20 protein-coding genes are annotated in these 25,470 nt (G+C 36.9%); 10 read left to right on the forward strand and 10 right to left on the reverse strand.

The window, feature by feature from the left end; translation table 11 throughout:
• Positions 1-22: 22 nt before the first annotated feature.
• Together OM074_RS02150 and OM074_RS02155 are read right to left on the reverse strand one after the other, a co-directional pair.
• Positions 23-826, reverse strand: coding sequence for a ParA family protein (locus OM074_RS02150; protein ID WP_301197627.1), 804 nt, complete (start codon positions 824-826; stop codon positions 23-25).
• 205 nt (positions 827-1,031) lie between these two features.
• Positions 1,032-2,033: a bifunctional heptose 7-phosphate kinase/heptose 1-phosphate adenyltransferase gene (locus OM074_RS02155; protein ID WP_301197628.1), complete on the reverse strand. Its 1,002-nt coding sequence runs from the start codon at positions 2,031-2,033 to the stop codon at positions 1,032-1,034.
• Positions 2,034-2,247: 214 nt separating this feature from the next.
• On the opposite strand from OM074_RS02155, the gene metH reads away from it, so the two are divergent.
• The 4 genes from metH to metF are packed head-to-tail and all read left to right on the forward strand — an operon-like array spanning position 2,248 to position 8,739.
• The gene (gene metH / locus OM074_RS02160; protein WP_301197629.1) at positions 2,248-5,985 is read left to right on the forward strand and encodes a methionine synthase; all 3,738 of its coding nucleotides are present in this window, start codon (positions 2,248-2,250) and stop codon (positions 5,983-5,985) included.
• A 49-nt stretch (positions 5,986-6,034) separates the two neighbouring features.
• Positions 6,035-7,273 carry an AAA family ATPase gene (locus OM074_RS02165; RefSeq protein ID WP_301197630.1) on the forward strand — a complete coding sequence of 413 codons (1,239 nt, stop codon included), beginning with the start codon at positions 6,035-6,037 and terminating at the stop codon, positions 7,271-7,273.
• Between the two features lie 4 nt (positions 7,274-7,277).
• A complete protein-coding gene (locus tag OM074_RS02170; RefSeq protein WP_301197631.1) occupies positions 7,278-7,763 on the forward strand; it encodes a hypothetical protein in 486 nt (161 codons plus the stop codon).
• 22 nt (positions 7,764-7,785) lie between these two features.
• Positions 7,786-8,739: a methylenetetrahydrofolate reductase [NAD(P)H] gene (gene metF / locus OM074_RS02175; RefSeq protein ID WP_301197632.1), complete on the forward strand. Its 954-nt coding sequence runs from the start codon at positions 7,786-7,788 to the stop codon at positions 8,737-8,739.
• Between the two features lie 129 nt (positions 8,740-8,868).
• Here metF and OM074_RS02180 read toward each other — a convergent pair whose 3' ends face one another.
• The 3 genes from OM074_RS02180 to OM074_RS02190 form a co-directional block, all read right to left on the reverse strand.
• Positions 8,869-9,459: a hypothetical protein gene (locus tag OM074_RS02180; protein WP_301197633.1), complete on the reverse strand. Its 591-nt coding sequence runs from the start codon at positions 9,457-9,459 to the stop codon at positions 8,869-8,871.
• A 9-nt stretch (positions 9,460-9,468) separates the two neighbouring features.
• A complete protein-coding gene (locus tag OM074_RS02185; protein ID WP_301197634.1) occupies positions 9,469-10,239 on the reverse strand; it encodes a hypothetical protein in 771 nt (256 codons plus the stop codon).
• A 114-nt stretch (positions 10,240-10,353) separates the two neighbouring features.
• Positions 10,354-12,741, reverse strand: a complete 2,388-nt coding sequence (locus OM074_RS02190) for an ABC transporter permease (protein WP_301197635.1) — start codon at positions 12,739-12,741, stop codon at positions 10,354-10,356.
• Between the two features lie 930 nt (positions 12,742-13,671).
• Between OM074_RS02190 and OM074_RS02195 the strand changes: the two genes are divergently transcribed.
• The gene (locus OM074_RS02195; protein ID WP_301197636.1) at positions 13,672-14,394 is read left to right on the forward strand and encodes a DUF6261 family protein; all 723 of its coding nucleotides are present in this window, start codon (positions 13,672-13,674) and stop codon (positions 14,392-14,394) included.
• 854 nt (positions 14,395-15,248) lie between these two features.
• On the opposite strand, the gene OM074_RS02200 is transcribed toward OM074_RS02195, so the two are convergent.
• The 5 genes from OM074_RS02200 to OM074_RS02220 form a co-directional block, all read right to left on the reverse strand.
• Entirely contained in the window at positions 15,249-15,650 is a 402-nt protein-coding gene (locus tag OM074_RS02200) for a GxxExxY protein (protein ID WP_301197637.1), read from the reverse strand.
• Between the two features lie 235 nt (positions 15,651-15,885).
• Complete coding sequence (locus tag OM074_RS02205; RefSeq protein WP_301197638.1) at positions 15,886-16,587, reverse strand: ABC transporter ATP-binding protein; 702 nt, start codon at positions 16,585-16,587, stop codon at positions 15,886-15,888.
• A gap of 47 nt (positions 16,588-16,634) precedes the next feature.
• Complete coding sequence (locus tag OM074_RS02210) at positions 16,635-17,006, reverse strand: four helix bundle protein (protein WP_301197639.1); 372 nt, start codon at positions 17,004-17,006, stop codon at positions 16,635-16,637.
• A 66-nt stretch (positions 17,007-17,072) separates the two neighbouring features.
• On the reverse strand, positions 17,073-18,323 hold the full coding sequence (locus OM074_RS02215; RefSeq protein WP_301197640.1) for an efflux RND transporter periplasmic adaptor subunit: 1,251 nt from the start codon (positions 18,321-18,323) through the stop codon (positions 17,073-17,075).
• 329 nt (positions 18,324-18,652) lie between these two features.
• The gene (locus tag OM074_RS02220) at positions 18,653-19,996 is read right to left on the reverse strand and encodes a TolC family protein (protein WP_301197641.1); all 1,344 of its coding nucleotides are present in this window, start codon (positions 19,994-19,996) and stop codon (positions 18,653-18,655) included.
• A gap of 149 nt (positions 19,997-20,145) precedes the next feature.
• On the opposite strand from OM074_RS02220, the gene OM074_RS02225 reads away from it, so the two are divergent.
• From OM074_RS02225 to OM074_RS02245, 5 genes are all read left to right on the forward strand, one after another.
• On the forward strand, positions 20,146-20,373 hold the full coding sequence (locus tag OM074_RS02225) for a hypothetical protein (RefSeq protein WP_301197642.1): 228 nt from the start codon (positions 20,146-20,148) through the stop codon (positions 20,371-20,373).
• The gene (locus OM074_RS02230; protein WP_301197643.1) at positions 20,351-20,710 is read left to right on the forward strand and encodes a four helix bundle protein; all 360 of its coding nucleotides are present in this window, start codon (positions 20,351-20,353) and stop codon (positions 20,708-20,710) included. The genes OM074_RS02225 and OM074_RS02230 overlap by 23 nt, the downstream gene beginning before the upstream one ends.
• A 144-nt stretch (positions 20,711-20,854) precedes the next feature.
• Positions 20,855-22,222, forward strand: coding sequence for a sigma-54-dependent transcriptional regulator (locus OM074_RS02235; RefSeq protein ID WP_301197644.1), 1,368 nt, complete (start codon positions 20,855-20,857; stop codon positions 22,220-22,222).
• Positions 22,219-23,565, forward strand: a complete 1,347-nt coding sequence (locus OM074_RS02240) for a sensor histidine kinase (RefSeq protein ID WP_301197645.1) — start codon at positions 22,219-22,221, stop codon at positions 23,563-23,565. The genes OM074_RS02235 and OM074_RS02240 overlap by 4 nt, the downstream gene beginning before the upstream one ends.
• 113 nt (positions 23,566-23,678) lie before the next feature.
• Positions 23,679-25,367 carry a Na/Pi cotransporter family protein gene (locus OM074_RS02245; RefSeq protein WP_301197646.1) on the forward strand — a complete coding sequence of 563 codons (1,689 nt, stop codon included), beginning with the start codon at positions 23,679-23,681 and terminating at the stop codon, positions 25,365-25,367.
• Positions 25,368-25,470: the final 103 nt, after the last annotated feature.

A 25,470-nucleotide genomic window follows, 5' to 3' on the forward strand; every position in this document is an offset into this window, starting at 1 on the left:
TTGACTTCAAGGTAAACAACACTTATTTCGTTGCCGCTTTTCTCTTGCTGTCAGATTTTTTCATATTATTTTTTTGTAACAACTCGCGAGCCAGGTTCAGATAATTGATTGCCCCCTTTGATGTGGCATCATATTCAACAACTGCCTTACCATAACTAGGCGCTTCACTCAATTTAATATTACGTGTTATTAAAGTTTCAAATACCATATCCTGGAAATGACGCTGCACCTCTTCAACAACTTGATTCGAGAGCCTTAAACGAGAATCATACATAGTCAAAAGGAATCCTTCAATGGCTAATGTTGTATTTAATCTGCTCTGGATTATCTTGATGGTATTTAACAGCTTACCCAATCCCTCCAAAGCAAAATATTCACATTGAACAGGAATAATAACCGAATCGGCAGCTGTAAGTGAATTAACCGTGATCAATCCCAACGAAGGAGAACAATCTATAAGTATAAAATCATAATTGTCTCTTATTTTGCCTAAAACATCTTTTAATACATTTTCCCTGTTAGAACGGTTGAGCATTTCGATCTCTGCTCCAACCAAATCAATATGCGAAGGTAAAATATCAAGGCCTTCGATGTCTGATTTAAGTAATGCCTCAGAAGGCTCTATGCCATCAACGATACATTCATAAATACTAGCCTCAATTTCTTTCAAATCAAAACCCAATCCTGAAGTGGCATTGGCCTGTGGGTCGGCATCAACTACCAAAACCTTGTATTCCAGCACTGCCAAACTTGCAGCAAGGTTAATTGCAGTTGTTGTTTTTCCAACACCTCCCTTTTGATTCGCTAATGCAATAATTTTTCCCATATTGTGGCAATTAATATATTATGCAATAAAATTATTTTCAAGTCTATATTTTCCCGATCCCCCAACCATCTATTGCGAAGTTGTCAGGATCAGGTATCAAAAACGACTGTCAAAGTTAAACTTTTAATTAAAACTTCATACACCAAAACCCATATAAAAGTTTCAACAATTGAACGAAGTTTTATTGCAGGTGACACTGCTGGCTCTATAGCTCAATTTTCCGGATACATTCTTTTAACAGCAACTCTTTATTTACAGGAACAACCCCCGATTCTTCACAAACCAATCCTCCTGCCATATTAGCAATACGGGCAATTAAATGCGGCTCTATCTCTTCTATCAAACACAATGCGCTTACACTGATTACCGTATCTCCCGCTCCCGAAACATCGGCAATATTCCTGATTTCAGCAGGAACAATACTTGCCCCAAGCGAATCCTGGTTAATAAATACCCCATGCTCGGAAAGCGTAATCATCAAGGTATTGATATTTTGTTGTTTCTGAAATTTCAGACCGGCTTCTATCAACTTGTCTTTTTCTCCTTTTTTTAGCTCAAGCTTACAGCCTTCATTAAACTCCTTAAAGTTTGGCTTAAAAAAAGTAACTCCTTTATAGTCGAGAAAATTTCTTTTTTTAGGATCAACCAGGGTAGGTATCCCTTTACCCCGGGCTACACTTACTACCTTTTCAATCACAGAAGGTGTAATTACGCCTTTGTCGTAGTCCTCAAAAATTATGGCATCTATACGATGTGTTTCCACCAAGGCATTTAGCCGGGCCATTAATTTCTCTTCCGTATCCTCCGGTATAGGGGTGCATATTTCTTCATCAACCCTTAAAAGATGTTGATGCTGACTGATCACACGGGTTTTTACAGTAGTCATCCGGTTGTGACAGGTAACAATACCATCCGGCGTTAACTTTTGCTTTTTCAGGAGCTTGAAAAAATCATGATTCATGATGTCGTCGCCAATTACAGAACAAAGTATAGGGGTTGCTCCAAGTGATTGGATATTCAATGCAACATTGGCTGCCCCTCCCAACCGGTTTTCCCTCCCAATACCCGAAAGGATAGGAACGGGGGCTTCTGGTGAAATCCTGGTAACATCTCCCCACAAATAGGAATCTATCATTACATCTCCAATTACAAGAATGTTTTTGTGATTGAAAGATTCAAAAAGTTGTTCAAAATATGTTTGCGACATCTGCTTAAAATTTGCCACAAATATAAGAAAAATGCGAAAGTTGGGATGGCCCGCATAATACCATAACTTTAGTTTATACAAACTCAATTAAATCAGTATTATTTGTTATTTTTGCAGCTCTTTTAAAATATATTAAACTGACAATTATCATATCGGTCAATTGCCGTTAAACATTTAACTGGTTTTATAGTTGATATGATACAGGTAAACGCATATGGGCAGAACAAAAAAATTACATAAAGCAATAGAGGAAAGGATATTGCTTCTTGATGGAGCAATGGGTAGTTTAATTCAAACCTATAAACTTGAAGAAGAGGATTACAGGGGAGAAAGGTTTAAAGATTATCATATGCCCATAAAAGGCAATAATGACATACTTTCGATTACACAACCTCAGGTAATTAAGGAAATTCATGCCAAGTACCTAGAAGCTGGTTCTGATATTATTGAAACAAACACTTTTAACGCAACGTCTATTTCTCAGGCTGATTATGATATGCAATCGGCTGTTTGGGATATCAATTACGAATCGGCAAAAATTGCCCGTGAAGTTGCGGATGAATACAGCCTGAAAACTCCCGAAAAGCCCCGTTTTGTATGTGGCTCAATCGGACCATTGAACAAGGCCTTATCCTTGTCGCCCGATGTAAACAACCCGGGTTTTAGGGCAACCAATTTCGATGAAGTTAAGGAGGCCTACAAGGAACAAGTGGAAGCCTTAATTGCAGGAGGTTCTGATCTGTTAATGATCGAAACAGTATTTGACACCTTAAATGCCAAGGCTGCCTTAATGGCCATTGATGAGATTTTTGTAAAATTAGATAAAAAGATTCCGGTGATGGTTTCCGGCACCATTACGGATGCCAGCGGAAGAACATTATCGGGACAAACATTACAGGCTTTTGTTGATTCTGTTTCGCATATGGACATCCTGAGCATCGGCTTAAACTGCTCATTGGGAGCACAGGAGCTGGAGCCATACGTTACTGAATTATCGAAAAAATCGCCTTTTTACGTCAGTGCACATCCCAATGCCGGACTGCCAAACCAGTTTGGGGAATATGATCAAACGCCCGACCAGATGTCGGAGCTGGTTGGAAAATGGCTGGCCGATGGCAAGGTAAATATTTTGGGCGGCTGTTGCGGAACAACCCCTGAACATATTGCTGCCATGGCAAAGGTGGCCGACAAGCACCATGCCCATATCAAAAACGAGCCTTCTTCAATCACGCATCTGAGCGGACTGGAATCCTTACAAATGCGCCAGGATACCAACTTTGTGAATATTGGCGAACGTTGTAACGTGGCCGGATCCCGCAAATTCCTTCGCCTGATCAAGGAGAAGAAATATGAGGAAGCCGTAGACATTGCCCGTCACCAGGTAGAAAACGGGGCACAGATAGTTGACGTAAATATGGATGATGCCATGCTCGATGCAAAAGAAGAGATGGTAACCTTCTTAAATATGTTAATGTCAGATCCCGATGTATCCAAAGTTCCGGTAATGGTCGATTCTTCAAAATTTGAAGTAATTGAGGCCGGACTTAAATGCCTGCAAGGAAAATCGGTTGTAAACAGCATTAGCTTAAAAGAAGGAGAGGGACCATTCCTTGAACATGCACGCACCATTAAAAAGTATGGCGCTGCAGTTGTGGTAATGGCTTTTGATGAAAAGGGCCAGGCTGATAATTTTGAACGCCGAAAAGAAATTTGTGGAAGGGCTTACAAATTATTAACAGAAAAAGTAAACTTCCCTCCACAGGACATTATATTCGACCCCAACGTGCTTGCTATTGCAACAGGTATTGAAGAGCACAATAATTATGCGGTAGATTTTATTAAAGCCTGCAAGTGGATTAAAGAAAACCTTCCGCATGCACATATTAGCGGAGGCATCAGCAACCTTTCATTCTCTTTTAGAGGAAACAATGCTGTGCGCGAAGCAATCCATAGTGTATTTTTATATTATGCCATCAAAGAAGGCCTGGATATGGGAATTGTTAATCCTGCCATGCTCCAGGTTTATGATGACATACCAAAAGAATTGTTAGGATACGTTGAAGACGTAGTACTAAACAAGCGTCCGGATGCTACTGACAGGATGGTTGAGTATGCCGAGACCGTAAAAAACACCCAACAAGCAGGGGGTGAAACGCAGCAGGCTGCATGGAGAGAGGGAAACCTGGAAGAAAGATTGACACACTGTCTGGTAAAAGGGATCAGCGATTACCTGGAAGTAGATTTAAAAGAAGCCCTTGAGAAATACCCAACTGCTTTGGGGATTATTGAACAACCGTTGATGGACGGGATGAATGTGGTGGGTGATTTGTTTGGCAACGGAAAAATGTTTTTGCCCCAGGTAGTAAAAACCGCTCGCGTCATGAAAAAGGCTGTTGCCATCCTTCAGCCAATAATCGAAAAGGAAAAAGAAGCTACCGGTGCTTCCTCAAGCAACGGAAAAATTCTGATGGCCACAGTAAAAGGAGATGTTCATGACATTGGGAAAAACATTGTAAGCGTAATATTGGGCTGTAACAACTACGAGGTTATTGACCTGGGAGTTATGGTTCCTACAGAGGAAATATTAAAGAAAGCCATAGAACATGGCGTAGATATTATAGGACTAAGTGGCTTGATCACCCCTTCGCTTGAAGAGATGGTTAATGTAGCCAAAGAGATGAAACGCAATGGATTTAACATTCCATTGATGCTGGGAGGGGCAACCACTTCAAAAGTTCATACAGCGGTAAAGATTGAGCCGGAATATGACCAGCCAGTGGTTCATGTAAAGGATGCATCAAAAAGTGCCCAGGTAGTAAGTGCATTGCTATCAAAAACGGGCAAGGAAGCATTCTCGAAGAAAATAAAAGAAGAGTATGCCGAACTACGCGAACGCAATGCCAATAAACGCCCTGTGGTAATTAAGCCAATTGAAAGTGCCCGGGAAAATAGTTTTAAAATTGATTGGAACCAGCAGGAAGTGTATACTCCACACATGACAGGAGTAAAAGTTTTTAACGATTATTCGATAAGTGAAATAAGAAAATATATCGACTGGACTTTCTTCTATCAGGCTTGGAACCTTACAGGAAATTATGACGGCATAGAAAACGTTGTTACCAAAGAGCAGGAAGAGGAGTGGCTTAAAAAATTCAATTCAGAGCAAGGCTTGGCCAAAGCCAAAGAGGCATTAAAACTCTGGAGAGATGCCCAAAGCATGCTTAACAATATTGAGCAGGATAAGATGCTTACCGCAAAAGCTGTGTTTGGAATATTCCCGGCCAACAGCCAGGGCGACGACATTATTGTATATACCAACGAAACAAGAACCATAGAGAAAACAAGGTTTAACCAGATGCGCGAGCAACAAGACAAACCGGGAAAGGAAGCTTTCCATTCTCTGGCTGATTTTATTGCCCCTGCAGAAACGCAGGTAGAAGATTACATTGGTGGTTTTGCGGTTACAGCAGGCGTTGGAATAGAAAAGTGGATCAAAGAGTACGAAGACAATAACGACGATTACTCTGCTATTTTATTAAAAGCCTTAGCCGACAGGTTGGCTGAAGCTTTTGCCGAACTATTGCACTTTAGGTTACGCAAAGAATTTTGGGGATACGCTCCGGAAGAGGAATTTAATACAGAAAATTTCATTCGTGAACGCTACAGGGGCATCCGTCCAGCATTAGGTTATCCTGCTTGTCCCGACCACAGTGAAAAGCGCCTGCTGTTTGATTTGATGGAAGTGGAAAAGAATGTGGGTATTACCTTAACTGAGCATTTTAGCATGTATCCAAATGCATCAGTAAGTGGTTTGTATTTTGCCCATCCCAAGGCCATGTATTTCGGAATAGGAAAAGTAGGCAAAGATCAGGTAGAAGATTTAGCTCAGCGAAAAGGAATTACAACAGAAGAAATGGAGAAGTGGATTCCGGTAAATTTAAGTTATAAGTAGTATTTAGGTTCCACCAATATTATTGTTATTGCAATAGTTTTCACAGAAAATGAGTAGAATAAGAATAAAGAATTTTGGCCCAATTAAATCTGGCTATAACCAACAGGAAGGATGGCTGGATATAAATAAAGTAACTGTTTTCATTGGGAATCAGGGCTCTGGCAAAAGTACTGTTGCCAAGCTTATTTCTACATTTTCATGGATTGAAAAAGTATTGGTTAGGGGCGATTATAATAAGAGCAGGTTCGAAAACGATAATGCTTTAAAAGATCAATATATAAGCTATCACAGATTAGAAAATTATTTTACTGATGAAACCTGCCTGGAGTATGAGGGGGATGCTTATTGTATTGTATATGATAAAGGTGATGTTAAGATCTATGAAAACAGTAATGCAAAAACTTATACACTTCCTCAAATAATGTATGTTCCTGCAGAGAGGAACTTTATATCATATGTTAAAACACCAAAAGAGCTAAAGCTATCATCCAAATCATTAAGTGAATTTCTTACTGAATTTGACAATGCAAGAAAGAGTATCAAGGATGATATTGATTTGCCTGTAAATAATACCAAACTTGATTATGATCAGTTAAATGATTCTTTAAATGTTTTAGGAAGTAATTATAGTGTAGGCTTAACAGAGGCATCAAGTGGTTTTCAGTCCCTCGTTCCATTATTCCTGGTATCAGACTATCTTTCAAAAAATGTTTCAAGGCAAAGCAAGGATAATGCTTCGCACATGAGTGTTGATGAAAAAGAGCGATTTAAAACAAAGGTTCAGGAAATTTTGCAAAATGATAGTCTTACAGAGGAACAACAGAGGTTAGCAATATCTGTATTGTCATCCAAGTTCAACAAATCATCATTGATTAATATAGTTGAAGAACCGGAACAGAACCTCTTTCCTTCTTCGCAATGGAATATACTACAGAGTCTTCTTGGATTCAACAATATAAATGTTGGAAATAAGTTGATCCTTACAACTCATAGCCCTTATATGGTTAATTTCCTTAGTATCGCTATCCAGGCAGAAACTCTGAAAAATGAGGTACTAAAGAATGATAATAAAGATGAGTTGTTGAAAAAACTGGATGCTGTTATTGAAGCGAATGCTATAGTTTCGGGAGATGAAGTGGCGATTTATCAATTAAATGAGCTGGATGGAAGCATTGGAAAATTACAAAGCTTTGAAGGAATTCCTTCTAGCAATAATTATTTAAATAATTCTTTAATCCAAGGGAATAGTATGTTTGATTCTTTATTGGAAATTGAGGAGGAGCTTTAGTACTATGAATTTTTATGATGTAGCATGTACAGAACCTCCAATTGATCTGGAATTATTCGGCATTTGTGACGACAAGAATGCAGAAAGGGCATACACTGATACGGGCAAACCTGAAAATTGGATTGCCAAGGTAGAAAATAAGAAGAAGTACACATTAACATTTACGGCAATTGATAAATGCGTAATAAAAGATAAAGAAGAAGAAGGCCGGGGTAGATGTGATGGGATGATTACTTCAGATGATCATATTTTTTTTATTGAGCTAAAGGACGAGAAAAAGGATTGGATACAAGATGCCATAAGTCAGCTGGAGTCAACAATAACATTCTTTAAAGATCATCACGACATTGAAATATTCAAGTATAAAAAAGCCTATGCCTGCAATAAAAGAAAAAAGATTTTTAAAGTAATTGATAACGAAGAAAATTTAAGATTTTTCAGGAAACATAAAGTGAGACTTGATGTACAGGCTGAAATAATTGTAGTCTAAAAATATAATAAAACCAATATAAATGACAGCTGCAGAGTTAGTTTTAAAAGACAAAGAAACCAAGTTTTCTTTTGAGCTTTTACCCCCTTTAAAGGGAAACAATATTGATAAGGTTTACAGAACCATTGATACATTAAAGGAGTTTAATCCACAATTTATTAATATTACTTCTCACCGCGAAGAGTACCAGTTTGAGACCAATACTCAGGGATTTGTTGAGAAGAAGGTAATACGTAAACGCCCGGGAACAGTTGCCGTTGCGGCTTCAATCCAAAATAAATACGGGATCAAAGTGATCCCCCATATTATTTCAAGAGGGTTTACCCGTAGCGAAACAGAATATGCCTTGATCGACCTTAATTTTTTGGGGATAAACGACATTCTTGTTTTAAGGGGAGATGATACGCATAAGGAAAAATATCCGCCACGGGAAGAGCGATGCAACCAATACGCCATTGAATTGGCAGAACAGGTTAACAACCTGAACAAAGGCATTTTCCTTGATGGAACGGAAGGAGAAAAGTTTGACACCCCTTTTGCCTATGGTGTTGCCGGATATCCTGAAAAGCACGAAGAAGCTCCTAATATGGAATCGGATTTGGCCTACTTAAAAGCCAAAGTGGATGCTGGTGCCGAGTACGTTATGACCCAGATGTTTTTCGACAATCAAAAATACTATGATTTTGTGGACAGGTGCCGTGCTGTTGGGATTAATGTACCCATTATCCCGGGTATTAAGCCAGTAACCGTTGCAAATCAGCTTTCTGTTTTACCAAAAATATTCAGCTGTGAGATCCCTGAGGATTTTGCTAAGGAATTGCGCAGGTGCAAAAACAATGATGAAGTAAAACAGGTAGGTATTGAGTGGTGTACACAACAAGCCCTTGACCTTAAAAAGAACGGAGTGCCAATTATTCATTTCTATACTATGATGGCAACAAAAAGCGTTCAAAAAATATGTGAGGCAGTATATTAGTAAAGAAGCCTAAGGCTTATTGTGAAAATATAAAAGGGAGTTTTCAGATAGAATCATCTATCTTAAAACTCCCTTATTTTTTTACTAATAAAACAACAATTGAAAATGATCAACTGCTATATATCTTCTCTAATCCAGATTATAAAAATTTGAGTAACCAATAACCACATCAAACCTTCCATATGAAAACGAAGCCGGCTCTCCATCAACCTTTGCCTGGAATTGAAAAACACCCGACAGGATTACACCTTTCTCTTCATCATCCACAAGCATCTTTTGTGCGTTCTTTATTTCAAATTCACCACTGATAATTTCCAATGATTTCTCTTCATTATTTTCAACTAAACTTACAGCAATATTATCTGAGTCCAAATTGTATTTTTTACCTCCAAGCGTCAATAACGCTTCCCGCGAAGCCATGGCCTCTGAAAGTTTAAAAGTAAAGGTAAACTTATTGCTATAGGATTGCGATCCTTTAAAGATCAACGAAGTTGCACCATTTTCAACCATTACGGTTAATGGGTAATCGTAGGAGTTTCCTGTAATGGATTCCCTGTTATAACGAACCCCAAAAGTATTGTAGCCAAGCTCTGAATAAATGGGCAATGACGGGATTTCAGGATCTGAAATAACTATTGAATCTTCCAGGTATAGTTCATCGGTAGTGCAAGCTATTACAAACAATGTAAGTAGTGCAATTAATATTCTTTGATATAACATAGCCTAATTTTAAAGTGGTAATAAAAAGTTAAGTTTAAACGTAAAGCCTACATTGGCCTGCGTTAAGCTACTGGGATCACCCGACAATAAAAAGCTTGGCCCAACATCTAACGTTACCCTTGGTTGATTCTTTTTACCCAGTTTAATTCCTCCAGCCACATTTAGGGTACTGAACACGCTTGCAGGGTCTCCGAAAAGGTCTTCCACTTTATTGTTGTACTTTTCCATGGATGGGTTAATAAATTTGGTATCCACTTTATGTGCAACCAAAATATTTACATCAACCGCTGCTTTTACATAAAAATTAAAGAAATGATCCGATATCGGATAAAACTTCAATCCAACAGGAACCCCAACATAATGTGCCTTTTGCTCAAACGACGATGCACGAAGAAATTCAATTTGTTGGGAGGCATTTGAAACATTAATCAGCATAAATGAAGATGCCCCATAATCGTCTGCATCCAGACCTGTAACCACGTTATTGTAATTTAAACCTGTTGTAAATACCAGGTGATCACCAACAATTCCCTTCTCTAAAGTCAAACCAACATCCCATGTATAAAAAGTACCATCTACATAATCATAATAATAATCATCATAGGTATCAATATCTTTCCGGATAAAACTGAGTGTTTTCACATCGGTATCCACATAGGGAGTAATACTTGAATGGATTCCCCAGTCCCATCCACCTGTTTTCTTTTCTTCCTGGCCATGGGCCGGGATGCAAAAAACACCCAGCATTACGCAGGCAAACAGCATTTTAATTTTCTTCATTTAAGTTTATTTGTTTGTTAAAAAAATTACAACCGCATTCAACAACAAGACGATTTTGTTACATAACGGTTGCTTATTAGAAAACTAATTAGACTGTTACACGTAAATATTTTTTTATTCATACCTTAAAGCCTCTACCGGATTCTTTGTTGAAGCTTTCCAGCTTTGCCAGGTTACTATTAAAACTACAATACCCAGGGTAAATACTCCTGATGAAATAAATATCCACCAACTTAATTCGGTTTTATACGCAAAGTTTTTTAACCAATTATCCATTAAAAAATAAGCAATTGGACTACCTATCACAAAAGCAAGCAATACCCATTTTACGAAACTCTGGTTAAGCAAAATCAATATTTCAGAAACTGTTGCACCATTTACTTTTCGCACCCCAATTTCTTTAGTGCGTTTTCTTATATCATATAGTGAAATGGTAAACATCCCTAATGAGGAGATTAATAATGCTATGATGGTAAAAATCACATAAATCTTACTCAACCTTTTTTCTTTATGGTAAAGGTGCCCTACCTCATCTGATAAAAAAGAGTAGTTAAACTCCTGACCTGGATTATTCTTTACAAAAAGTTCCCGCACTTTTTCAATACCGGCATTCAATGCACCTTTATCCAGATGAATAAAATAATCGGCTTCAATATCATCAAAATAAACCATTACCAAAGGCTGTGGCTTAACCGAGAGATGCTCGAAATTGAAATCCCTCACCACGCCAATTATTTGAAATCCCCCGCTTTTATTCCGCGACCAATATTTATTGAGCAACCGTTCCCGGGTGATATCCTGAATATTCCAGAACTTTTTTGCCGCTTCGTTTATCACTACTTTATCCCCCCGTTGCTGGTCTCTGCCTTTTTCAAAAAAACGACCTTCCACCAGCTGTAACCCAAACAGATTACTATATTCGGTGTTGACTGACAAACCATTTTGTGTGGTGTAATCCAACTGCCCCTCTGCTTTCTTCCATGGCATTGAAAATGGTTCAATAGGTGAATTGCCTTGTGTAAATCCTTTGATGGCACAATGCGCTTGCAACTCATTGTTAACATACTGAGAGTTTTCCTTAGCTTTTTTAATTTGCTTCATGGCCTCTTCCCTGCTTTCAATAAGCAATGGTTCCTGAATCATTTTTACCCTCAATATATGATCAGAATAAAACCCCAGGTCTTTATCCATCATTAAATTCAACTGCTTAATAACCACTACCGATGCTATTAACAACACAAAAGACAGGGCAAATTGTGCTGTTACAATAATTTTACGCCCTACAATCTGGTTTACTTCTGAAATTTGATTTTTTAAAGTGGTAATGATGGGAATACGCAAATAAACAAAGGCCGGATATATAATTGAAGTAGCAACTAAAGAAACCAAAATTGCCAGATTTATTACAAATATTTTCCATATGGCCGGGTTTAAAGTCACCTCTGTCAGTTCATTGAAAAAAGGCAGGGCAACCATAAACAACACGGTTAAAATAATTACAGACACAAAAACAAGCAGTTCTAATTCAATAGTTTTTTGAAAGAATATTTGCCTTCGCCCGGCGCCAACTATTTTGTTTACCCCAATAGTTTTTAAAGAATCATTTATATTGATGATTTGGAGGTTTGAAAAGTTGAGTAAGGATATAATAAAAATAACGGCGGCTATTAAAAACAAAACCTTTATATTTTTACGATCCCCTTTTTTACTGAAAAACCGGTCCTTTACCAGATTGCTCTCATCCCAGTATATCTCTTTAAATGGCATAACACCGGTAATACTTTCCTTAAACTGAAAATGAGAATCGCCAATGTTTTTTATGGCTTCACAAAAGGTATCCTTATCAAACCCATCATTTACTAAAATAAAGTCAGCACCAGATCGATGAAACTCACCCGATTGGGTTGATATAATATAGTCGAACTCAAAGGAACTGTTGGAAGGAGGATTATGAGCAATTGCTTTTACCGTATAAATTTTTTCGGACCGGGAGGTAACTTTTACCTGTTGCCCTATCGGGTTTTTATCTTTAAATATTTTATTGGCAAATCTTTCTGTCAGGATCAAAGCTTCCGGGTCGCTCAAAATGGTTTTCTCATTACCAATGGTAAGTTTAAAATCAAAAACATTAAAAAATGAAGTATCAACAACCAATCCTCCTGAAGTATAGGTATGGTTTTGGTAAGCAAATTTCATATCTCCCTGATGGTATTTCATCACTGAAGTTATTTCATCAATTTCCGGATAGTTATCAGAATTGAATTTAAAGAATTTCCTTACCTCAATTAACCTTGTTTGGCTATTGTTGGATGACTTGTTAGTCATTACATATATATCATCTCCTCTTTTATGAAAGCCATCCATTGTAAACTCATTATGAACATAGGTAAACAATAATGAGATACAAAGGGTACATAGAATAACGGTAATCAGGCTACCAAAGAAAATCAGTTTATTATGCTTAAAATTTCTTAGGGCTAGTTTAAAATAGTGTTTAATCATTACTTTATACTTTTTGATGTCAGATATCAGATTAAAAACATATAATATACCAATCCGATTATTACACTATAAATGTGGCAATTATATTTGTATTGCATTTTACGTGTGTAAAATATATTTACATAAGATGGGTGATAATTTTACAATTCTCAAACATAAAATAAGATAATTTACAATCGCACTGAAAATTATTTTGAATAAAAAACAAAATCTCATCGGTAAACGCCGAAACCACTATTTCAACATTTTGGGTTTCGGCACGTGCCGAAAGGCGTCTTTTCAACAATTTGAGGTTTCGGCATATGCCGAAAGGTCATTTTCTTCAAAAAATCAGGTTTCGGTACATGCCGAAAGGACAAAATCTTGAAAAAATGGTGTTTCGGTACGTACCGAAAGGCCATTTTGTTGAAAAGTTGGCTTTCGGCATATGCCGATGAGCCATTTTTTCAAAAAGATGGGCTTTGGCATCTGCCGAAAGCATATTTTAGGATCAAAATGATAATAACATAAACACCAATGGCTCATCCTGAATCCATAATATTTAGTATCAGCAAGAAAACTCCTAAAAAATTAAAGCTCCAATCACTCACCGCTCAATCCTCCCGAATACAAGTTCGGGACAGGCTCTAAAGGAGAAATCCCTCGCTTTATTCGGGTTGACGGTTCTCCTTTTAGAAAGTCAGAGGGTGTGAGGAAGGAAGAAATGGGACTTTTCTTGCCAACTCTATTTTAACTTTCGCTTTTTTGAACTTTTTTGTATTTATTTTATCATCCCCACACCTTATTATTGTTGATCTGTGAAAAAGTCAATAGTAATTTTATTGTTATATAACATTTTGAGGTATTGGATTTTGTAAAAAATAATATAGTAAACTTGCCGCACATTTATTGTTAACCAATATTTAATTAAATTTTAAACAACTTATAACTATGATTGAGAAAATCAATTCAAAAAGCAGAAACTCAGAATTTGATACGCTAAACACAAGAATAACCAAAGTATATCAGGATTCTAACCTTAAAGACGACCCTTATCTACCAAGCATCTTTAAATTACTAAAACCAATATCCATACAATTTGCCGAGGCTGTTGACCGCCAAAAAGAAGAATCGGAACTGAGCGAAAAAGATGAAATCCGCGATAATGCAGGACGAAAATTTTATTACCTGGTATCAGGCTACATACACCATCCTGATAAAGAAATTAGCGAAGCGGCTAAAAAGGTAATGAACGTGTTTGACCATTATGGATTGGAAATTTTTTCGATGAGCTATGCCATTGAATCTTCAAAAATAAACTCACTGTTACTACACCTTGAAGAACCTGAAATTAAAGATTCAATAGCTAAACTTTCGGGGATCACTGAAGTTTTAACTGAGCTTAAACAGTCGCAAAAGGAATTTGAGAATGTTTACCTCCACCACCAAAAGGCTAAATCGCAGAGTAATAATGAAGATAATGCCACCGAACTTCGCAAAGAGCTTATCAACATATTAAATGGGAAATTAATTCCTTACTTAAATGGTGTTTATGGCGTTGATCCTGAAAAATACGGGAGTTTTGTTCATGAAATTTCGGCCCATATATCTTCGAACAACAGTAATGTAAAAACCCGGGCTAAACGCCTTAAAGCTGAGGCTCCGGTTCAATAATAACAATTAGGGTTAACATATATAAATGTACCCCCGGGGCTTAGGCTCCGGGGGTTTTGTTTTGCTATTTATATTGTCTTAAACTATGATTTTATTGATTGAATGAGGACTATGAGTAATTTCGAAAACTTCATTTTTGATTCATCATAGTCATCATATAATCATTCCTTTCATGGCTTATTTTACTCATACCTCAACGCCTCAACCTGATTTCTGGTTGCAGCCCTCCAGCTTTGCCAGCAACTGTCTTAAACTATGATTTTATTGATTGAATGAGGACTATGAGTAATTTCCAAAACTTCATTACTGATTCATCATAGTTATCATTTAATCATTCCTTTTATGCCTTAGACTACTCATACCTCAACGTCTCCACCGGATTCCGGGTAGCCGCCCTCCAGCTTTGCCAGCAATTGTCTTAAAATATGATTTTATTGATTGAATGAGGACTATGAGTAATTTCCAAAACTTCATTTTTGATTCATCATAGTCATCATATAATCATTCCTTTTATGCCTTAAACTACTCATACCTCAACGCCTCAACCTGATTTCTGGTTGCAGCCCTCCAGCTTTGCCAGCAATTGTCTTAAACTATGATTTTATTGATTGAATGAAGACTATGAGTAATTTCCAAAACTTCATTATTGATTCATCATAGTCATCATATAATCATTCCTTTCATGGCTTATTTTACTCATACCTCAACGTTTCCACCGGATTCCGTGTAGCTGCCCTCCTTTGCCTGCAACTGTCTTAAACTATGATTTTATTGATTGAATGAGGACTATGAGTAATTTCCAAAACTTCATTATTGATTCATCATAGTCATCATATAATCATTCCTTTCATAGTTTAAGACAATGAGGTTTTTTTCATAACCCTTTTAAAATCTAGCTTTTTACTCCCAAAATTGATAAGCAAACCTACTTCCTTACTATAAGCCTCCAGGTAATTTATTGCCTGTGCCAAATGGACATCCTCCAACTGAATGACTGCCTTTAATTCAACCATTACCTCTTCCTCCACAAAAAAATCAACTCGCCTGGTTCCTATTTGTTGTCCTTTATAATACAATGCCATCTCAAATTCTCTCTGAAACTCAACTCCCTGATTTGCAAACTCAATAGCTAGCGCTCTTTGATAAATTACTTCCTGAAATCCATTTCCTAAATGCTTATGTACCTCAATAGCACATTTTATTATTTTACCTGTTATTTCTGACAACGGGTATTTCTCATTTGTATAATTATTCATAATCTAAGGTTATGTTCTTTTTATTTCATAGTCATCATTTAATCATTCCTTTCACTAGTATAGACTTACTCATACCTCAACGCCTCAACCGGATTCCGAGTAGCCGCCCTCCTTTGCCAGCAACTGTCTTAAAATATGATTTTATTGATTGAATGAGGACTATGAGTAATTTCCAAAACTTCATTACTGATTCATCATAGTTATCATTTAATCATTCCTTTCATAGTTTAGACAGTTACATCATCGACATTTCACCGATCTCTTTCTTTTTCTCTTCAGTAATTATCTCCCCATCAAATAAATTTATTACCCTATGGGCGTATTCTGCATCGCGATGCGAGTGTGTTACCATTACAATGGTGGTTCCCTCACGGTTTAACTCTGTAAGCAAATTCATCACTTCCAATCCATTTTTAGAATCCAGGTTACCGGTTGGCTCATCGGCAAGTATTAATTTTGGATTGGCTACCACTGCACGGGCAATAGCTACACGTTGTTGCTGTCCGCCGGATAGTTGCTGAGGAAAGTGCTTACACCGGTGACCAATCTTCATCCTTTCAAGCACTTTTTCTACCATTGCCTTACGCTCTTTGGCTTTATATTTTAAATAAATAAGAGGCAGCTCAACATTTTCGAAAACATTTAGCTCGTCAATCAGGTTAAAACTCTGAAAAACGAACCCAATATTACCTTTACGCAACTGAGTCCGGTTCTTTTCTTTCATACTACCTACCTCAACACTATCAAAATGATAAGTGCCCTCTGTAGGATTATCCAATAGCCCAATTATATTCATCAAGGTAGATTTACCACACCCGGATGGTCCCATAATGGCTACAAACTCGCCCTTTTCAATATGCAGGCTAACACTATTCAACGCACTGGTTTCAATTTCTTCAGTACGGAATACTTTTTTTAGTTTTTCTGTTTTTATCATTTTTTTATTTTTTGGTAATAGGGGAAAAAGGTATGAAGGTAAAAAGGTTAGGACTTATTCTCCTTACGAATTTTCTCTCTATATGAAATCAACTTTTGTATTTTAGATGACAACGTCCTTGTTTTATCAATTAATTCATCTCCATTTGTAATCAATCTTATTTTATTACTTATTATTAATTGTGTTCGGAGTTCTCCACATGATCCTTTTGCAATTTTTAAAAATCGCAAGAATTCATTGTTTGTTTGACGTTCAAATCCTTCTGCTATATTTGAAGGAATCGACACAGCCGCACGCTGCATTTGATCTCTCATACCATAATCTTTACAGCCCGACAATGTTCCATAAATTTCACTTGCCAAATCAACTCCTTCCTGCCAAATACTTAAATCTTCAAACTTTTCTATTCTCTGCTTCATTTTTTTTACTTACAAGATAAAAAATTATGAAATCATACCATTCTACCCGTAAACCTTATAACCATTCTACCTTAGAACAATCCTATCGTTCTCCCCAAACAACTCATAACTCGAAGTAATTACCTTCTCACCGGGTTTCAGACCTTCAATTACTTCGTAGTATTTAGGATTTTGCTTTCCTATTTTAATATTTCGTTTTGCGGCTTCGGTGCCAGATTCGTTCAGTACGTAAACCCATTGCCCACCTGTACTTTGAAAGAATCCTCCGCGGGGTATTAAAACGCTTTGCTCCGGGGCACCTAATTCGAGTTTAATATGGTATGTCTGTCCGGTCCTGATGTTTTCCGGCTTCTGAGATTCAAATACTAAATCCACTTCAAACTGTCCTTCTCTTACTTCGGGATATACTTTTTTAATTGACAAACTATAATCACAATCGTTTCTTTCAAAAGTACCATTTAGCTTCCTTTTTACCCTGTCGATATAATGCTCATCAATACTTGCATTAATCTTAAAGTCGGTAAGCACATGGACCAAACCTAACCTTTGACCACGGTTAATAGACTGGCCAATTTCGGCATCCAGCAAACCCAGCTGACCGTTAACCGGGGCTTTTACATTAAGGTTATCCAATCGCTGGCGAGCCATAAACAGACTAGCCCTGGTATTTGCCAAACTTTCATCCATCCTTATCTTTTGGTTTGACCTGAATATAGAATCCTGCACCATTTTTTGATAAGTAAGTTCCTGTTCCTTAACAGCAAGATCATATTCTTCCTTAGCCTGTATATAATCTTCGCGTGCAACCAACTCCTCTTTAAACAAACGCTCATACTGACTGTATTTACGTTTCGCCCTAACAACCTGTAAATCGATCTGAAGCTTCTGACGCTTATTCGAAATTTGCTGCTGCTCCATTTGAATTTGAGTATTCCTCATTTCGTTTTCATGATACGCCAATTGAGATTCGCTGTTCATGATAGAAGTATTCAAATCCGTATTCCTAAGCTTTAAAATAATATCACCTTGCGATACCATTTCCCCTTCCTCAATATAGATTTCCTCCACTTTTCCACCTTCTTCCACATCGAGATAAATAGTTGAGATTGGCTCTACCTGACCAATAATGGTGATATAATCATTAAACTGGCCATCAGTAATAGTGCTAATAGTTAATTTATCTTTCTCTGTACGATAAACAGATTGGTGACTGCTCAGGGAAATATTTAAAACCAATGCAACAAACAGTATTATCCCGATTCCCCAAAACACATGTTTCTTTTTCAACCCTTTTTTCTTTTCTATAACTTTATCCATTGACATGATAGTGTTTTTCTGAAAGCCCCCTCTAACTCCCCCAAAAGGGGAGAACCATGAAGCATATATAAGCTACTTTCTATTGTTTTTGTATTTAATGCAAATTCACTTCATTATCTCATTAGTTCGTTAAATTTTTATAATGTGCAGATTCTAAACACATTGAATAATTTATGGCAAAATTATTATCTTATTGATTTTAGGCGAATTGCAAATCAGTCTAATGTCTATTATCTAAAATCTAACGATCTATTGTTATTTACCACATGACATAATTGAAACACCACGCAAACCAACTCCTCCCCTTTGAGGAAGCTGGGAGGAGCCTTTCACTTCCAAAACCTATTGCCTTTATAAAACTCAATAGTTTTACTTTTAATTTCGTACTGAATCTTCGCCAATAACAATTGGCTTTTCGATTCTGTCAATTGCTCCTTTACACTGAGCATTTCAATAATATTGATCAATCCTTCGTTATATTTTTGATTTGCCACCTCAAACGCCTGAGCATCTGCCTCCACTTGTTTTTGAGCCTGAATACAGGTTTTATATAAAGCATTTAATTCACGGGTGTTATTGGCTAACTCAAAAAACAACATTTGTTTTCTTTCCTCATAGGTATTTCTGGCATCATCCCTATCCAATTTGGCTTGTCGCACACGGGTTCTTTGATTGTTTTTGTTAAAAATGGGAATGGATACAGATGCGCCTACATATTTATTTAAGTTCTTATCCAACTGATCGTTTAAATCATATGTTTTTGCAACACCATCCTGAAAATATATATCAGTCTCACTATACCTTGAACCCAGGTTAGCATTTACACTCACCGAGGGCAGGTAAGCTCCTCTGGCAATGGCAACGTTCTTTTCAGCCGCATTTAAGTCTGCTTCGCTTTTTTTTATAAATGGGGAAAACTCAACATATTGCTCAAAAGGCGAATCGGGCATAACTAAATGCTGATCAAACTTCATATCCAAACTCATATCAATCTGGAAATCATCAATATTTACAAACTCATAATTCATGGTTTGCCACAGCTTAAACCATTCCTCATCTAACCTGTTTTTTGCAAGTATGATGTCTAACTTTTCCTTTTCTAATCCTGCATAAATCTGAAGGAGATCAGATTTTGCCTTTAGTCCGGTTTCAACCTGTGCCTGGGTTTTTCTCAAATTAATATCAGATATCTCTAACTGGTCATTAGCAATCTGAAGCATCCCTTTATAATAAATGATATTATAGTAATTACTTAAAACATCAAAAGCCATATCATCTTCGTGGTTTAGTTTACTCCAACCAGCAGCTTCCAATTTGTAACGTGTATAAGCAATCTTATTTAACTTACTGAATCCTTGAAACAATACGATATTTGCCCCAACACTTCCGCTTGTGCTAAAATGCTCACTCTCGGTAATATCATTAGTTGTTTGGTCTATACTCCGCCCATAGCTCATCCCCCCTGAGGATGATGCTGATATTGATGGCAACAAATCCATTTTTGACTGAACTGCATTCAATTTGCTACTCCTTTCATTAAGATTATAGCTTTTATGGGCATAATTATTTTCAAGAGCATATTGAATACATTCTTTTAAAGACCATACATCCTGAGCGGATGCATGATCTATTATGAAAAACACGCTTAATAAGAGAACTATTTTAATATTCATTTTATTTCTGCTTTGATTGCCTACCTATAAACCAACACAATGCCAAAAACATAATCCTCTAACAGTCTACACTTTACAAAACACACTCCATAACACTTTGTTAATATTTTTTACATTGTTGTGTAAATATTTTTTACACTCTATTGATAATGATAAAGTCTAGGTTTACATTTGGAGGGAGAAGGGAAACCGGAGACCGGAGACCGGAGAAAGGAAAACGCAGACTGGAAACCGGAGAAGGGAAACCGGAGAAGGGAGACTGGAGAAGGGAGACTGGAGAAAGGAAACCGCAGAAGGAAAACCGGAGAAGGGAGACTGGTAATTATAATAACAAAAACCAAAATAGATTAAGCTATGAACAAGATTATGAAATTTGAAGATTTAAATGTTTGGCAAAATGCGATAGAATTAACAACAGAAGTTTATACAGAACTAAAAAATTGTAAAGATTATGGATTTAAAGACCAGGTTTGTAGAGCTTCTGTGTCTGTACCGTCAAATATTGCAGAAGGGTATGAGAGGCAGTATAACAAGGAATATATACAGTTTTTGTACATAGCTAAAGCTTCTATTGGAGAAGTTAGAACACAACTTATCATTGCCCATAAACTAAATTATATTACTGAAATAAAATGTGATATTATGATTGAAAAAACCCGAAAAATATCAGCGCAATTAGCTAAATTAATTAAAAGTAGAAAAGATAATTTTTAAATATCCCAACCTTGGGGTCATTGGACTCCGATTTTCAAGGTTACAAGTTCCGACCTTCCGAATTCCGGTTCTTCGTTTTCCGCGCTCCGGTTTTCCAAGTTCCTGTTTCCGGTCTTCGTTAACAAATCTCCAAAAATTTGAAATATGCAAAAAGGAAACATACTTATAGTTGACGATAATAAAAGCATCTTAAGTGCATTGGATATACTATTATCCTCGCAATACAATCATGTAAAATGCTTATCCACTCCAAACCAAATTGTATCAGAACTCCGAAAAATAGAATACCACCTGGTTTTATTAGACATGAACTTTAAATCCGGGGCCAACACAGGTAACGAAGGTTTGTTTTGGCTCAAAGAAATTAAAGAAAAATCACCGGCAACATCGGTAGTTCACATCACCGCATATGGCGATGTGGAGCTTGCTGTAAATGCCTTAAAACAGGGAGCAACCGATTTTGTTTTAAAGCCATGGGATAACGCCAAACTATTAGCAACAGTTCAAGCAGCAATTCAGTTAAGCCTGTCAAAAGTTGAAGTTGATGATTTAAAACAAAAACAAAAAGAATTAAAACGAGTGATCAATAAAGAGGAGAAGTTCATAATTGGTTCATCTCCTGAATTGATGAAGGTTTTAAAAATGGTTCAAAAAGTAGCCCAAACCGATACCAACATTTTAATAACCGGAGAAAACGGTACCGGAAAAGAACTGATTGCCCGCGAAATCCATCGCCTTTCAAAAAGAAATAACGAAGTATTGGTATCGGTTGACATGGGGGCAATAACGGAAACCTTATTCGAAAGTGAACTTTTTGGCCATATGAAAGGCGCCTTTACTGATGCAAAAGAATCTCGTTCAGGGAAGTTTGAAGTTGCCAACAAAGGAACATTATTCCTGGATGAAATAGGTAACCTCTCTTTTAACTTGCAAGCCAAGTTGCTTGCGGCACTTCAAAACCGGGAAATCAGCCGTTTAGGTTCTACAAAACCTACCCCTATTGATATCCGGTTGATTTGTGCAACAAATAAAAACCTTCCTCAAATGGTAGAGGATGAGCTATTCCGGGAAGACTTACTTTACCGGATCAATACCATCCAGGTTGAAGTTCCTCCTTTAAGAGAAAGAGGAAATGACATTTTAATACTTGCTGATTTTTTCCTGAAAAAATATGCTTACAAATACGATAAACCAACTCCAAAGCTAAACAAGCAAGCTCAGGACAAACTGCTCAAATATCAATGGCCCGGAAACATTAGGGAGTTGGAACATAGCTGCGAGAAAGCGGTAATACTTAGCGACCAACAAATACTAGGGGCAAATGATTTTTACCTAAAACCGGTATCTTCAAAACTTAAAGACAATGCATCCTTAAATATAGAAGAGATGGAAAAAAAGCTAATCAATGAAGCCCTGAATAAAAATCCGGGTAATATTTCTGCTGCAGCAAATGAACTAGGCATTACAAGACAAACACTCTATAACAAAATGAAAAAATTTGGTTTGTCATGAAAAGCTCTTTCAATGTTCAATTAATCCTTAGGCTTATTGGTATTGCCCTTACATCAGCAATATTTACAGTTAGCATTTACAGTCAATTTAATATCGCTATTCCCATTATTGCATGCCTTGTGTTAGTTTGGCAAATCAATAAGTTTATCAGTTATCTGAATAAAACAAATAAACAAATCAACTTCTTTTTTGAGGCTATTTTAAACGACGATTTTAGTTCTATTTACCCTTTAAAAAGAAAATCAAAAATTTTGGAAGACCTGAATAGTAAGTTGAAAAAAGTAAACGAAAAGATGAAAGATGCTTTTGTTACCAATGCACAACAAGAGCAGTACTTTCAAGCTTTAATAGAACACATCGGAACAGGGATATTAACGTTCAACGAAAACGGTTTTATAATACATGCCAATAGCAGTTTTAAACAATTGTTAGGTTATAAACATCTTAGTCATATCAAACAATTGAAAACAAAAAACGAACTCCTCTACCAAACCATTGCACACATCCAGCATAAAGAACAAAAAATCATTAAACTGCACTCAATAAAAGAAGATAAAACCAAGTTACTGTTAAAGGCAATTGACTTTCATAATGGCAAGGAGAAATTAAAACTTATTACTGTCCAGGACATTAACAAAGAGCTAAATGAGAACGAGCTGGATTCATGGATGAAATTAATCCGGGTACTTACCCATGAAATCATGAATTCCATTGCACCTATCACTTCGCTGTCAGAAACACTAAGTACATTCTATAGTAAAAACGGATTACCCATTCCTAAATCCGAAATCAGCGATAAGACCATTGAAACAACAATCAGGGGTTTGGACGTTATTCAGGAACAAGGCATTGGGTTAATGCACTTTGTAGAATCATACCGTAGTTTGATGCGACTTCCAAAACCAAAAAAGGAAGAGTTTGAAATTTTAGCATTCCTAAAAAACTGTCCCATTATTTCGCAAAACGACAACACTACCATAAAAATAGAATGCAACAATGAAAACAAACAACTTAGCCTAAACGCAGATAAAGAACAACTAACTCAAATTTTAAACAACCTGATAAAAAATGCATTGCAGGCAACTGAAGCCTGTATAGTCCCTTCAATCAATATCAACTATGGAATAAACCAGGAAGAACAGAAATATATCTCTATAAAAGATAACGGGCAGGGCATTCCCGAAGAACTCCTTGAGGAAATATTTATCCCCTTCTATACTACAAAAGAAGGAGGGAGTGGTATAGGATTAAGCCTTTCCCGTCAGATCATGCGTTTGCACGGAGGCGTTATAGATGTAAAAAACAACCCGGATTCCGGAGTTACTTTTACTTTAAGGTTCTAAACCTTATAAAAAAGTATACATATTTAAAATGGAGAATCATTTTTGAATCAAAATGTTGTTATTTTTACACTTTCTAATTTCTGAAGGTTAATAATCATAACAATTACTGGTTTATGGATTACTCATTGGTTGACTTGTTAAAATTAGTTGGGGCAGTTGGATTGTTCTTATATGGAATGAAACTGATGAGTGAAGCCCTGCAAAAAGTTGCCGGATCAAAAATGCGCAGTATTTTTGCAGCAATGACCAAGAACAGGTTTTTGGGGGTATTAACCGGCTTACTAATCTCTGCAACAATACAATCATCCAGCGCCACCATATTAATGGTTGTAAGTTTTGTAAATGCCGGGTTAGTGTCTTTAGCTGAGTCTATCGGGGTTATCATGGGTGCAAACGTGGGTACAACCATTACTGGATGGCTGATTTCATTATTTGGCTTTCGGTTTAACTTTACAGAATATGCCCTACCATTAATGGCAGTGGGTTTCCCATTGGTATTTTCAAAGGTACAGCGCCATAAATCATGGGGTGAAGCCATAATTGGATTCTCCATTTTGTTTGTCAGCCTCGACTTTATTAAAACAACCTTCCCGGATATCAATACCAATCCTGAGATACTCAGGTTTTTATCTGATTATACCAACCTGGGTTTTACTTCAGTGCTGCTATTTGTGTTTATCGGTAGTTTTTTAACGCTCATAGTACAGTCAAGCGGCGCCACCATGGCCATTACTTTTGTGATGTGCAACCAGGGATGGATCCCATACGAACTGGGTGCCGCTATGATTTTAGGAGAAAACCTGGGAACTACTATCACACCTAATATTGCAGCCACCATTGGCAATATTTCGGCAAAAAGAACAGCCCGGGCACATTTGTTTTTCAATATTCTGGGGGTTATCTGGATGTTGATATTCTTTAAACCTTACACGGCGTTCATAGAGCAATTTATTGCAAATTTCAATGCCGTATCGGTAAAAAACCCACAAGCACTGATCCCATTTGCCTTAGCCCTCTTCCATACATCTTTCAATATAATTAACCTGTTGCTTTTTATTGGCTTTGTACCTTTAATGCATAGGGCAATTATCGAACTGGTTCCTCATAAGGGAGAAGAAGGAGAAGAGTTTAAGCTTAGGTATATAACCACGGGCAGGCTATCAACATCGGAGCTTTCTATAATACAGGCAAAGAAAGAATTGCAGAGCTTTGCCCGCCACACGAACAAAATGCTTGGCTTTAACCAAACGCTATTGCACGAGAGCAATGAGAAAAAATTCAGCCGTCTGTATGCTAACATCGAAAAATATGAATCGATTAGCGATGATGTAGAGGTTGAAATCGCAAACTACCTGGCTATGGTATCGCAAGGGAAACTCAGCGAACTAAGCAGAAGGAGGATCAGGGCTATGCTTAAACTGGTTAGCGACCTTGAAAGCATTGGCGACAGCAGTTATACACTAGCCCGCATTATAAACCGAATGCACAAAACCAAAATTAAATTCCCTCCAACAGTACTCGATAAACTTGACTTGATGTTTAGCCTGGTTGAAAATGCACTCAATACCATGAAACATAACCTCAATACCGAAGAAAAAAAGATTAGCATTGAAAAAGCTAACGAAATAGAAAATCAGATTAATCAATATTGTGAACAGCTGAGATCGGAACACCTTGAAAGCATCAAAAACAACGAATACTCTTATGATACAGGCATTATTTTTACTGACATATTTTCTGAATGCGAGAAAATAGGAAATTATGCTATCAATGTTTCGGAAGCATTATTTGAAAGCAGATGATACCCGGTATTTTATCGAATGATAATCTATAAATAAACCAGGACTTTCAATGCACAAAGCAGGGTACTGCTCTATACCAAATATGCCATTACAACAATGCAAA

The organism is Plebeiibacterium marinum, assembly GCF_026013615.1.
GTDB lineage: Bacteria > Bacteroidota > Bacteroidia > Bacteroidales > Marinilabiliaceae > Saccharicrinis > Saccharicrinis marinus_A.